Source organism: Bradyrhizobium sp. WYCCWR 12699, assembly GCF_032144035.1.
Classification (GTDB): domain Bacteria; phylum Pseudomonadota; class Alphaproteobacteria; order Rhizobiales; family Xanthobacteraceae; genus Bradyrhizobium.
Map to the genome: position 1 here is coordinate 21,077 of NZ_JAVTJN010000035.1, position 13,192 is coordinate 34,268.

Below are 13,192 nucleotides of genomic sequence, written 5' to 3' on the forward strand. Positions count from 1 at the left end.
TGTGAATATGGCTGAGCGCGTCGCTCTCATCACCGGCGTAACCGGGCAAGACGGGGCTTATCTCGCCGACTATCTACTGTCGCTCGGCTATGTTGTGCACGGCATCAAGCGCCGCTCGTCCTCGTTCAACACAGCGCGCGTCGATCACCTTTACCAGGATCCGCATGTCGGCAAGGTCCCGTTCCTGATGCATTACGGCGACATGACGGATTCGACCAATCTGATCCGCCTGATACAGCAAATCCGGCCGACTGAGATCTACAATCTCGCCGCCCAAAGCCATGTTGCCGTCAGCTTCGAGAGCCCGGAATATACCGCTAATGCGGACGCAATCGGGGTGCTGCGCCTCCTGGAAGCAGTCCGCATTCTTGGAATGGAGAGGCACACGCGGTTCTATCAGGCTTCGACCTCGGAGCTTTATGGCCTGGTGCAGGAGATTCCGCAGAAGGAGACGACCGCATTCTATCCACGCTCGCCTTATGGCGTCGCAAAGCTGTATGGCTACTGGATTACGGTAAACTACCGCGAAGCCTATGGCATGTTCGCCTCCAACGGTATTCTGTTCAACCATGAGAGCCCGATCCGTGGCGAGACCTTCGTGACCCGCAAGATCACGCGTGCCGTCGCGCGCATCGAGGTCGGCCTGGAAGATGCGCTCTATCTTGGCAATCTCGAAGCCAAGCGGGATTGGGGCCATGCCCGCGACTATGTGGCGGGCATGCATTTGATCCTGCAGGCCGATAAGCCAGACGACTTCGTGCTTGCCACCGGAGAGATGCATTCCGTGCGGGAGATGGTCGAGCTGGCCTTCGCGCAGGTCGGCCGCCGCATCGAATGGCGGGGCGTGGGCGTCGAGGAAACCGGCCTCGACGCTAGAAGCGGCAAGACCGTGGTCCGCATCGATCCGACCTATTTTCGCCCCACCGAGGTTGATCTTTTGGTCGGCGATGCCAGCAAGGCGCGCACCAAGCTCGGGTGGAAGCCAAAGCGGAGCTTTGTCCAACTGGTTCAGGAAATGATGGCGAGTGATCTGGCCGAAGCAAAACGGGACGCCGACAATGGCAGCCACTTCCTTTGAGCTGAAGGTCACACGCGTCTACGTCGCCGGTCATCGCGGCATGGTCGGCAGCGTGCTGGCGCGCCGGCTCGCGCAGGAGGAGGTTGAACTTGTGACTGTCGACCGGCACGGTCGACCTCTGCAACCAGGCCGCCGTATTCGACTGGTTCGCAAAGAAGACGCCGCAAGTCGTTTTTCCTTGCCGCGGCCAAAGTCAGCGGTATCCTCGCCAACAATACGCGGCGCGCTGAGTTCATCTACGATAATATTGCCATCGCGCCGAACGTGACCCATGGCGCGCATCTGAATAGCGCCGAGAAGCTGATGTTTCTTGGCTCCTCCTGCATCTATCCGAAGCTGGCGCCACAGCCGCTTCGCGAGGACTCACAGGCCAGCTGGAGCCGACCAATGAGCCCTACGCCATGCAAAGATCGCCGGGATCAAGATGGCCGAGGCCTATCGCAGCCAGTATGGCAGCGACTTCGTCAGTGTAATGCCGACTACTCTGTACGGCCTTGGCAACAATTGTCATCCAGAATACAGCCACGTCGTAGCCGCGCTGATCCGGCGCTTTCACGAAGCGACGCTTGCCGGCGCGAAAAACGTTGTGGTCAGGGACACCGGCTTGCCACGCGCAAATTCCTTTATGTCGACGACATGGCGAATGCCTGCCTCCGTTTGATGAAGCGCTATTCTGAGTCCGAGCTCGTCAATATCGGGAGCGGCGAGGACATCATCATCGCCGAGTTCTCCCGCCTCGTCGCCGAGGTCATCGGTTATCGAGGCGAGATCAGCTTCGACACCTCGCGTCCCGGCGGCATGCCACGCAAGCTGCTCGATCTCCGCCGCCTTGACAAGCTCGGCTAGCGGGCGACGACGTCGCTTCGCGACGGCTTGATGCGCGCCTATGAATCCTATCAGGCGTTCACTCGGCTCCCGCCGCAAACCTAGATACGATTACCACAAGCAGGAGTTAGCCGCAGGGAGCAGGAACGACATGCCACACGAGGCTGCCACGCGGTCGTGGCGATGATGCTCACGATCATCTAGGCGCTCATTCTATCGCGTGATGCCTGGGTCTCGGTGTCGTTCGACTCGTCCTGCTGTCCCATGACGCACCCCCTCAGGGTGGAACCGCGGACGAGCTCTATCCTGAGACGCCGCTCTGCGATTCGCTTCTTGGCAACGGTAGTAGCAATGAGAGGCGCTCCGTGGTTGCGGACCAACGCGCACCATCGCCTTACACTCCCTCGTTTGACCTTCTCGCCATTGCGACGTGCCGGTTCCAGACTCAACCGCCCTGACGGCCCTCGTCAGCGGACGTTTCGTAATCGGCCATGCTGACATACCGGGCGCCCTCCAGTGGAGACACGGGATCAGTCGCATCAAGCCGTTGAGCGAACACGCGGAGGACCGCGTCACCGGCCGCGCAAAGCGCCTTTGCCCGACCGCCTCACTCTGCCATTTTGCATGCAGCCTGTCAGTAAATCACTCTAGGTCGACGGCACCAATGCTTCGTCAATAGGCCTCCGACCGTGAAACCACCGCTTACGGGCGCGGTGTTGACGGCTCGAGGCGACCGAGTCAGCCGGCCATTGCGAATGCTTCGTCAGCGTCCTGCGAATCCGGCACAGCTTTAAGCGTCGGAGCGACGCGCTGCGGCCAAAGGAGGTCAAGGAGCACGACGACCTCGCAAACCAGTCTGGTGCCTGATTACGTGTCTCGAGCGAAACGTCCCGGCTCCTACAGCTGCCTCTACAGCTGTTACGGCCATTGTTCTCGCGTAAATCACAGTACCCGGACCTCGTCCGAACGCACTTTTGCCCGACTACGGCTGAGCTCGCATGCCGCGCCTCTCGCAGCCCTCCCAATGGGCAGCAGCGCGCTGAAAGCGATTTGCGGTGGCACCTTCATCGGTACACCAGTCCAGGACGAGCGGAGCGAGCTGCATGACCACGACTTTGAAAGAAGTCCGATTGTCACCAATCGGAAATGGCGGCCCTCGCAGCTTCGCCGAACCTGTTCACCTGAGCCTAGATGCTGCCCGCAGTAGGGACCGGCATGGACGACAGACGACCTGCTATCTCTGAAAGCACTCGAGGATCATTTGCATAAGATGCGCCAATATGGCGCACTCCTTGCGTTAAAGGACCTCACATATTCAAACTGGCGACGCTGCACCGGAGCAAATCTCTCGTCCAGGGCTGACTCTTTAATCATGGTTGGCCTTGTCGTCGCTGCACGAAACGTTGTTAGGTCCGCGACAGCGCAGGCGCCACGGCCGGCGTAACAACGATCGGCGGAAACCGGACAATATGACTAGCGACATTTTGTCTTCAACATCACAGTTCAAGTCACCGGGAGCGGAGGCCTCTCGCAGCGACGCTCAATGGGCACACCCGAAAGTGCCTGAGATCCTGCTGCGCATAGCGGAACAACTCGCCGCGCCCTTTCGGCTCGAGCTTCGGCTGGAGGCCGTCGTCGCGTTAATACAGTCTCAGCTTCAGATGCAACATTGTGTGGTCTGTCTGCATGCCGGTCACAACGCTCCGGCGATTGCCGTGGGCGCGGGCTGGACTGAAGGGAGCGATCAGCGTTTTCGACTCCGCCTGCCGCAAGGAGCTGTCGAGCGCGTGCTCAATACGGCCACACCCCTTATAATAACCCCTACGCAACCGAACAATTCCCAGACCACAAGCGATTCAGGTTCATCTGACGCCACGGCACATAGTCGATTGTCGTTCATCGCCGTTCCAATCGCTGTCGAGAGCACGACCGTCGGGGTGCTCTCGGCCGAGCTGTTCCGGGACGGGTCCCCATCGTTAGATCCCAATTCACACGTGACCCTTCTCCTCGCTATCGCGAACATGCTCGGCCACTTTCTGAGGTCATACCTCTCCACGGCCCACGATGACAGCGAGCCGCCTCTTGCGACCGATGGCAACCAGACAACGTTGCCGCAGGATGATCAAGCCGAAGCGGACCGCAACCTAACGCTACCTGGCGTAGTTGGTCGCAGCCCGGCCCTGCGCAAGCTCCTCCGCAAGATCAATGTGGTCGCTAAATCAAATGCAACGATACTCTTGCGAGGCGAGTCCGGTAGCGGAAAAGAGGTTGCTGCACAAGCGATCCACGACCTATCGCCCCGAGCCAACCGCCCATTCGTCAAACTAAACTGTGCGGCATTATCGGAGACTATTTTGGAATCTGAGCTGTTTGGACACGAGAAGGGCGCCTTTACCGGAGCCATCAATTCGCGCAAAGGGCGCTTCGAGCTGGCTGACAAAGGCACGCTGTTTCTCGACGAGATTGGTGAAATCTCACCTTCTTTTCAAGCGAAGCTGCTGCGAGTGCTACAACAGCAGGAATTTGAGAGAGTCGGCGGTACACACACGATAAGAGTTGACGTTCGACTCATAGCAGCGACTAACAAGGATCTAGAGGTCGCCGTTTCGCAGACACAATTTCGCGCGGATCTCTACTACCGTCTGAGCGTCATCCCTTTGCTTGTCCCACCATTGTGTGAGCGCCGCGACGATATTCCGTTGCTCGCTACTGAATTTCTTCGCACGTTCAACTCCGAAAACGAGCGCTCGTTGACTTTCGAACCAAGCGCGTTCGACGTATTGAAAAGTTGCGAATTTCCCGGCAATATTAGGGAGCTTCACAATTGCGTTCAGCGGACTGCCACCATGGCGGCCGGTCCAGCGATTAACAGTCGCGATTTCGCCTGCAAATCCGATGGTTGCTTCTCCGCTCGACTTTGGAAGAGTAAGCAGCCGCTATCGATGCCGTCACAACCGCTGCCGCATACGGGGCCATGCGATGCTTCATCCGAACCCGCTCACGGAACCACGCTCTCGCACCTGCAGGTTACGAGAGGTGAGCGAATAATTGATCGCGAGCACCTTATCGCGGCCATGGAAAGGGCGGGCTGGGTACAGGCGAAAGCAGCACGGCTACTCAAACTGACGTCGCGCCAAATAGGCTACGCACTCAAAAAACACGGAGTCGAGCTAAAGCACTTATAATCACCCTTGACTGCAACCGGGGGATCGTTTGAAAGCACAGGTTCACGCTTCAGCTTACCGGGCCACTAAGGCACGAGCAAATCACACGCAGACTCCGCCGGATGCTTCTCGTAAGATAGACCGCTTTCAAGGCAGAGGCGCAGTTCAACCGATCATCTACACCACGGTGCGCCAGCGACAGCTCACACCGTTGCTCATCTGATGCTTTCGTGTGGCGGCCCACCTTGACTAACCACTTAGCGACTCTGCTCATCTAGCACCCGACCACACTGGTTCAATGAATTCGCTCCGCCAGGCGCCTTTACTTCGACGATACATCAGGCCCCTTAGGCTGGATACTCGCTTGCAATCCGACGCCACGTACATCTCCTGGACACGCTGCTCACCGTGCGTCGAACGCCGGACGTAACCGACCGCGCTACTTAGTGTCAGCCAGCGCCAACACCGTACGACAATCTATATGATCGCCGGCTCACTTTGATACACCACTCGGCCGCTCGCGGGTTGACAGAACCAAGCGGCATTCCGCACTCACACCGGCCACGTTTGACTTCAGACACGAAGTGATTGCGTTCGCATCAGGTATGGCCGCGCTACAGAGCCGAAAGACGTCGGCGATACACGCCTGCTTTTCCTGTTCCGTGGGTAGAGGCCCGCCGGCTTTGGCGTACATGAATGACAACGAGTTTAGCGCGGCAACAATACTAACCGTTAGCATATAGTACTTGAATCTGTCGCTCCAGCAAGATGAGTTGAGCTGCCTTCGACGCATGATATCCTCTCAAGGTAGGTCGGCTTAGGTGGACACGGTGTGCTATAACGTTTGTAGGTCGCAAGTCGACGACTTCGAGTGCTACCGAGAGGGTATGGCTCGAACGGTTGCTTAGTGGGCCATCGTAACCTGATTGAATCCATCTGCACGGACGATGACCATCAATTCATTGATCCCGGTTTATCGACCGCACGGCCAATCCAAACCACGAGCAGCGCCCCTGTTTGTGGAGCCGCCCGATCTGGCTCACGATGCCCGGTACATCGCCCAAAGATAACACCATTGCGGCCTCGCGCGTCTCGTCTCGAACTGCTCATTTGCTTCACATCGTACAATCTCTCGCTGCGTCCGATTCAACCCCTCTCTTAACCAACTGAGCACATTTGTAAGCAGCCGTGCCCGCGCCCCACACTCGCCGCCCCGGTTCAACGAGCCGGCACCTCAGAGAGTTCTCAACGGCCACCATCATTGCCTCGGGAGCTGTATCTCGCAATCAACAGCCAGCACCGGCCACGTTGGCCTGACTATAGCGCCCGCTTTTCGCAATGCCCTTTCGCTCGGACCTACACTTAGATCGGCGCGGGTCGTGGACAGAGCGCACAGCTGATCCGTTGGATCTGCGCAGGATCTTCTTGATTCTCTCGTTACGTCACGTTGTACGCATCATTCGCCGAATTGCGAAAGGGACACTTCGATGCTTCAGCAGAAATTCACGTTCATCGGGAGCACGCGATCGCGTCAACTTCCATCGCCACTCTCCATTGATCGGCGTGCTTACAACTCAGGTGGGCACGAGCCACGTTCTGACAGTGTGCGCGAGGAGGCGCAGTACGTCTGGCAATTGTGCCTTTCCCCTCAAGAGCGGATAACGTACATTCGAAACAATCGCTCGTATTTTGCTTTTGACAGCTATCGAGAGATGATCGAGGTTGTCCGCGGCCGTCGCTTCAGCGGTTGCGCGCCGCAACTTGTGAATTGGCGCCGCCGATTCAGAGCGGGAGTATGGCGCTTCGCCGCACTGTACTGCCTTGCGACATGGATATTTATTTTTTTTGCTCTCCGCTTGCTTCTCTCCTGATGGCAATACTGCGAGGTTTCCGATCCATAGACCATGAGCGGGCGTACGGCCGTCCGCTCTGAAGCGATTCTCCAGAGAGCCAGGGAGGAGGCGGCGATCCAACATGCGCAGCACCGGAGCGCAGAAAGGTTGTCTGCCCGCTACGACACTATGCGATTGCAACCCGCCCTGCCCAGTCGACTAACAGAAAACGTCAAAGCCGAGCACATCGGCATCTCCTCACAACGCGAGCAATCGCGGCTGCGCTACTTCGGAAACGATGTTAGGTACAGTCACATCTCTTCGGCGGCGGCAGCAATCGCAGCGACGCACTTGATGAAACGATTAAACTCGACTTTGGTTTCAGATGTCCGGCCGAGGATAAGTTTAGCTATATCTGTTCTATGGCATTGCGTCCGCAAACTCGGAGTTAACGCCGATACCGCTTTGTCAAAAAGATGGCCCAATCTCAAGAGCCTTTCCGGCTCATAGATGTCGCTCATTTCTACCGGAGCACGGTTAGCGAAGCGATCCGTCGCCTCAGTAGTGACGCATTTGACTTTGGAAACAATCCCGAGCTGCGCGAGTATGAGTTGATTTGTCAACTCAGTGAGATGGCGGGTTGCTTCGCCTGGCGCTTCACCTCCGCCCACTAACCTGCCAATCTCCGCAACTTGCGCTTCGATATTTTGCCTGAGACGTTCCTGAGAATCGCTCGGGTCAGCCGCATCAGGCGGGTCAGCAAGCGATTCGAGGTGGGGCCGCCGGGAAGGTAAGGGGCTTGTAAACAGTCGCCACCACGACAGATAGTGCCTCAGTTTCGGCAACCACAACGTTAAGGCCTGATCTCCCATGCTGATTTGTTCCGCCGAGGTCGAGTTTCTGGTACTGTTCATCATCATCATCACGTCCACCCGTTATATGGTTCTGTACCAGGACGCGCGCCGTGAGTGAAACGGCTAGTCAGCGTATAACGCACGCCATGCGGCCCCTGCGACCTGAGTACCAGGCTTGATCGACATCAGTGAAATCGATTGTTCTGATAGAGCGCATTCATATTCTGAATTGGTCGGCCGCACTGACATCGAGGCCATGCAGCGAACGCCTCCTCCCACCCGCTCGCGTCTGCCTTTCCCCCAAGACACGCTTTTTGCAAATATGGCAGAACAAATGGTGGTGCAGCATTGCGAGCATGGCCAGCGCTATGCAGTGTTTGGTCCAAGGCGCTCTACGGACGCAGGGAGCGGCGCTGGCCGTAGCTCTGATCCGCCGCAATCGCATTCGAGCGATTAGGGCCGTAACCTCCTGTCCGCGCCAACGTAACTCGTCACGATCTCTCGATCGCTCCGAACCTGATCGCGCTCGACTTCACCACCACAGCTCCACACCGGCTCTGGCTGGCTGACATCACCTATATCCCGCCTGTCGAGTGCCGGCTGTATCGCGCCGCCATCACCGACCGGTTCGGCCGCAAGATGGTCGATCGGCCCATGTGCTATCACATGCGGGCTAACTCCCCTGTGCTGTGATAACGACGATCCGCCAGCAGCCTCTGACGGACTGATCCATGATTGAGGTCGGAGCGAGCAGTACGTTCCACATATCGCGTGCGGAGCCCTGCGGCTGCGGGCTGTACCCGATCGACGCGCCACAAGGGCGACTGCTTCTACAATGCTTTGATGGAGAGCTTGTCCACCACCCTGCCGAGCTCGTTCACGATCGTCAGGAGGAGACTCGTGCCGATGCACCGCGTGTATATCTCCGCGTTCGTTCGTGACTGCTACATTCCCGCCCGGCTCCATTCCACCATCGGATCGCCCCTCCGATCATCGCCTCAAAAGCCAAAGTGGCTACGATCCATCATTTAAATGGGCCCCATCCAAACACTCAATTTTACTAAGCTCGGACAAACGCGCATACGCGAGACGGGCATTCGACAAGCTGCGCGGGGCGCGACCCAGCTGTTTTCTGATCGGTCACTTGAGGGACTTCGATGCAAGCCAATTGCGTAAATAGGTCGTACCCTCCGGGTGACTGCGACGGGCAGACCGGAAGACAAAGGCAAATACGGTCATAGTATGCGGACGTAGCAGTACATTCGGATGGCTAAATGACCCGCCAGCGATTTCGTTCGACTCCGGGAATAGGGAGACGTCTGCGGTCGTCGCTTTCCACCAGCGCACTTCCGCCGGATGGCCATCCGTTTCACCACGCGGCAATTGCACCCGCATCTACAGGTTACGAGACTTGCACAGCCGTAGCGACCGCCCGCACTTGCCTGCCTATGAAACCAATGGAGTGGCAATGGCCGCCCGTTTCCGCTACCTAGCCGCAGTTTTCATACTTGCGGTCGGGCTGCTTTCCGCCGCGTCTCAGGCAAAGGATCGCCGCAATGTTCGCGAACCGGCCGCGCCTAAAGGGGTATGCGCGCGCCTAGACCCGTCAGGTGGAAATGACACTGCCAGATTGCAAGCCGCCATAGACCATTGCGTCCCAAGCGCCGCCGTATATCTAGGCCCAGGGCCGTTCCTTTCGGGTCCAATCGAAATGAAGTCCGGCACAACACTGTGGCTCGCTGGGGGCGCGATACTGACGGCTGTAGCCGACCCAAAAGCATACCAAAAGAGCTCGGGAAGCTGTGGCCACATCGATCGGAGCGGTGATGGCTGTCGGCCCCTCATCAGTTTCACGAAGACTAAAGGCGGCGGTCTCTATGGATACGGTACAATAGACGGCGGAGGCGGGACCTTGATGGCGGGCACGGCTGAGACTTGGTGGCAACTGGCCCGTCGTGCACAAAGTGAGGGCGCAAAACAAAACGCGCCTCGATTGATCCAAATGGACCGTGCTGAGGACGTCTCTGTTCATGGCATCACCTTGCGCAACGCAGCAAACTTTCACATTGCGATGAGCCACGTGGAACGTGCTACCATCTGGGCGGTCATCATTGATACACCCGCTGATGCCCGCAATACCGACGGAATAGACCCAGCCGCAAGCGAGGATGTGACGATAATCCACTCCTTTATCCGCACCGGAGACGACAATATCGCGATCAAGGCTGGCACAAGCGGCCCTGCACGCCACATTTCCATTTTAGACAACCAATTCGGCTGGGGGCACGGCATGTCGATTGGTAGCGAACTGAATTCCGGTGTCAGTGACGTGCTGGTTCGCAACCTGACCTTGGACGGCACGACATTTGGTCTGCGCATTAAAAGCGATCCCAGCCGAGGCGGCTTAGTTGAGCGGGTTAATTACGAGAATATATGTATGAGAAATAACAAATGGCCCATACACTTCGACACGCGCTACGGCCCCTTCGCTGGCAATAACTTGCCACTTTATCAACAGATCGTCCTAAGGCACGTCTATGGGACTGATGGTACGCTCGTAATGCGAGGCTTTGATCAACAGCATCCGCTCGATATTGCGATGGAAGATGTGCGCTTTTCTCCCCGCGCAACTTGGCAAGTGGAGAATGCAACAGTGACCGCGGTCAATGTATTTCCATCTCCGCCAGGTGCCGCCGCTACTCCACATTACGGCGCATCGAACCCGTGCGTAGTTGCCTTCCGCCCGTTCCCTGAAGCCACCAGTAGCAAAAACGGTGGCATTGAGCGCGACCCTCGGGCCGCAGCTCCAATCGATCGCTGACGATCACAAAGGATTGGCCGGTGTAAAAGCCGGATTGCATGGTTGCGGTCAGCTTCGTACCCGCCGTGCTTGGTACGCAACTCGCACCAGTGCTTCCTGATACTCACGCTCCCACACAGATGGTCCCAATTCGGGCCCGCCAAGACAGCCCGTCTGCAGGCCTGTCGCTAATCGGCACCGGCGCGCTGCTATTGCGGGCACTCCCGCTGCGTTCTATCGCGCTTGCGGGATCCAGCTCGTATCGTGCGAGAAGAATGTCTGGAGCGACCATTGCATTGCCTCCCGATCGCTTAGCTGGCGCGCATATCTTTCTCTTCCTCTAGGATCGGCACCAGTACCGGAGGATCTGTATTCAGCATAGTAGGCGTTCATTAAGCGGCGGCTCTTGCCCGGGTCCCATTCCACCCACCCCTCAGCCATGACCGGCGCATTAATCTGCGACGATAAGAAGATCACCGCAGCATAGGGACGCCATGGACGCCCAAGAGCAATGTCGCGCGCGCCCTTGTCGGCTGTCAGCGTGCAATGATCAAACACAAAGGCGCTGTCTTCGTCCGGGAAGGCTCTGCTTTGTGCGGTATAGACGACTGCGTGGTTTGCAACACCGTGTAGCTCACATTGCCTAAAGTAGGCCTTGGCGTTACCAAATATAAAATCGATATGGCCTTCGACGTAGCAGTTTACGAAGAACTGACGACTGGCGTTCCTGTTCGGCCCCTTGTTGACAAACAATGTGTCTTGCGCACCAAGTATTCTGACGTTTGCAAAAACATCCTTGTCGCCGGTGACAGAAAGTGCCACTGCCTGAGATGCTGGATTGCCCGAATTGGCAGAATAGTCGTTCCAAACAGTCAGATTTTCGAGCCGGAAGTTATCGCCCGACGCATCTAAGGTCGCGGAACGGACAGTCCCACCCGCAGTGACGGCGCTATCACCGTAGACAATCACCGCTTCATCCGGCCCACCACCGGCGCCCTTGATATTGACATTGGGTTTCGTCACTCTAACCTTTCCGCGATAGGTACCCGGCGCGACTACTATACTTCCACCAGCCTGAGGTAGCGCGTCTACCGCGTCTTGTATTGACCTATACGCGCCCTTTTCAGATAACGATACCTTCAGTTGCTCGGCATCGCCTGAGCGAACACTCGCAATCGTTGCCATTAATGCGACGACGCACAACACCATCTTCAACTCGATCTCCTCCTGTTTTGGCTTGCGGTGGGGCTTGATTATCCGCTTGCCTGGAATAGCGCAATGACACTGCTCGCGACCACTCTCCCAACCGGCTGAGCTACTCGTCGAACATGGCCGCGCGTATGTGGCGCACTTTAGATTCACGTGACTAGCTAGTCATCTGGAACGCAAGTTCGTCACATTAGTTGATAGCTGAACTTCCTCCCGAATGAGTGGACACCTGTAGTAGGCTCGTTGAGCCTGGAGGTGTTGAATGGAACGTGCACGACGGTCGTTTACTGAAGAGTACAAGCGCGAGGCGGCAGGATTGGTGGTGTCGAGCGGCCGCTCGATCGGGTCGGTCGCCAAGGAGCTCGGTCTGCGCGACTCAGTGCTGCGGCGCTGGGTCGATAAGCTCCGGCGCGAGCCGGCATCGGCGGCGTGGCGCCCCACCACGCAGGCGACGCCGATGTCGGCGGACCAGGCTTCGGAACTCGCCTTGCTGCGCCAGGAGAACGAGCGGCTGCGGATGGAACGCGACATTTTAAAAAACTGTCCAGCGTCGTGGCGCGCCTGCGCGGGATAGAAACAGCCTTGTGCTATCATTTAGCTCGGAGGGTAGCGGCCGGAGAGTGGTGACGCCGTTTCGACGGCGATCCCGATTAGGAAGATGACAAATTGGCATAGCCCAGACCCTCCAGCCCATCATCGGACGGAGGAGTTGCGATGCCTAACAGGACAACCGACCGCGGCCCGGACCTAAAGCTGGTCAACCTCGGCGCGGCCGCTATCGATATCGGATCAAAGATGCACATGGCCGCGGTAAACCCGGCCTGCACCGACAAGCCAGTGCGTGCATTCGGCACATTCACGCAAGACCTGCATGAACTGGCGGACTGGTTCAAGATGTGCGGCGTGACCAGTGTCGCGATGGAATCCACTGGGGTCTATTGGATCCCAGTCTACGAGATCCTAGAACAGCGCGGGTTTGAGGTCATTCTGGTCAACGCGCGGTACGCCAAGATTGTACCTGGCCGTAAAACCGATCTCAGCGATGCCGCTTGGTTACGCCAGCTCCACTCCTATGGCCTGTTACGGGGCAGCTTCCGACCCGATGCCGAGATCGCAACGTTGCGAGCCTATCTACGCCAGCGCGAGCGGCTCGTGGAATATGCTGCCGCCCATATCCAACATATGCAAAAGGCTCTGATGGAGATGAACCTGCAGCTCCATCATGTTGTGTCGGATATCACCGGCGCGACCGGCATGCGGATTATCCGAGCCATTGTTGCAGGCGAACGCAATCCCGACCTCCTGGCAACCTATCGGGACGTGCGCTGCCACTCATCGATCGAGACGATCCGCGCAGCGCTCGTAGGCAATGACCGCCACGAACATGTTTTCGCGTTAGCTCAATCACTGGAGCTCTACGACGTTTATCA

Annotated in this window: 7 protein-coding genes and 1 pseudogene; 6 read left to right on the forward strand and 2 right to left on the reverse strand. The window is 57.6% G+C overall.

All coding sequences use genetic code 11. From position 1 onward, the window contains the following. Positions 1 to 7 precede the first annotated feature (7 nt). From gmd to nifA, 3 genes and pseudogenes are all read left to right on the forward strand, one after another. The gene (gene gmd / locus RPS27_RS24450) at positions 8 to 1,078 is read left to right on the forward strand and encodes a GDP-mannose 4,6-dehydratase (protein ID WP_128929910.1); all 1,071 of its coding nucleotides are present in this window, start codon (positions 8 to 10) and stop codon (positions 1,076 to 1,078) included. Next, positions 1,059 to 2,008: pseudogene (locus RPS27_RS24455) on the forward strand (GDP-L-fucose synthase family protein). Before gmd ends, RPS27_RS24455 begins: the two are co-directional and overlap by 20 nt. Positions 2,009 to 3,372: 1,364 nt before the next feature. Next, entirely contained in the window at positions 3,373 to 5,088 is a 1,716-nt protein-coding gene (gene nifA / locus RPS27_RS24460) for a nif-specific transcriptional activator NifA (RefSeq protein ID WP_128929911.1), read from the forward strand. Between the two features lie 2,122 nt (positions 5,089 to 7,210). On the opposite strand, the gene RPS27_RS24465 is transcribed toward nifA, so the two are convergent. Continuing rightward, on the reverse strand, positions 7,211 to 7,822 hold the full coding sequence (locus RPS27_RS24465; protein ID WP_128929914.1) for a hypothetical protein: 612 nt from the start codon (positions 7,820 to 7,822) through the stop codon (positions 7,211 to 7,213). Between the two features lie 1,642 nt (positions 7,823 to 9,464). On the opposite strand from RPS27_RS24465, the gene RPS27_RS24470 reads away from it, so the two are divergent. Then, positions 9,465 to 10,574, forward strand: a complete 1,110-nt coding sequence (locus RPS27_RS24470; protein WP_232995663.1) for a glycoside hydrolase family 28 protein — start codon at positions 9,465 to 9,467, stop codon at positions 10,572 to 10,574. A gap of 213 nt (positions 10,575 to 10,787) precedes the next feature. Here RPS27_RS24470 and RPS27_RS24475 read toward each other — a convergent pair whose 3' ends face one another. Further along, positions 10,788 to 11,762 carry a pectinesterase family protein gene (locus tag RPS27_RS24475; RefSeq protein WP_128930193.1) on the reverse strand — a complete coding sequence of 325 codons (975 nt, stop codon included), beginning with the start codon at positions 11,760 to 11,762 and terminating at the stop codon, positions 10,788 to 10,790. Between the two features lie 262 nt (positions 11,763 to 12,024). Here RPS27_RS24475 and RPS27_RS24480 point away from each other — a divergent pair, with 262 nt between their 5' ends. Next, a complete protein-coding gene (locus RPS27_RS24480; protein WP_128929916.1) occupies positions 12,025 to 12,336 on the forward strand; it encodes a transposase in 312 nt (103 codons plus the stop codon). A 140-nt stretch (positions 12,337 to 12,476) separates the two neighbouring features. Beyond that, the coding region (locus RPS27_RS24485; RefSeq protein WP_313754689.1) for an IS110 family transposase at positions 12,477 to 13,192 on the forward strand (716 nt) is incomplete at its 3' end.

Excerpts from the sequence above, each read along its gene's own strand:
- RPS27_RS24475 (WP_128930193.1), bottom strand. The coding sequence starts at position 11,762 with ATGGTGTTGTGCGTCGTCGCATTAATGGCAACGATTGCGAGTGTTCGC.
- gmd (WP_128929910.1), top strand. The coding sequence starts at position 8 with ATGGCTGAGCGCGTCGCTCTCATCACCGGCGTAACCGGGCAAGACGGG.
- nifA (WP_128929911.1), top strand. The coding sequence starts at position 3,373 with ATGACTAGCGACATTTTGTCTTCAACATCACAGTTCAAGTCACCGGGA.
- RPS27_RS24480 (WP_128929916.1), top strand. The coding sequence starts at position 12,025 with ATGGAACGTGCACGACGGTCGTTTACTGAAGAGTACAAGCGCGAGGCG.
- RPS27_RS24465 (WP_128929914.1), bottom strand. The coding sequence starts at position 7,822 with ATGATGATGATGAACAGTACCAGAAACTCGACCTCGGCGGAACAAATC.
- RPS27_RS24470 (WP_232995663.1), top strand. The coding sequence starts at position 9,465 with ATGAAGTCCGGCACAACACTGTGGCTCGCTGGGGGCGCGATACTGACG.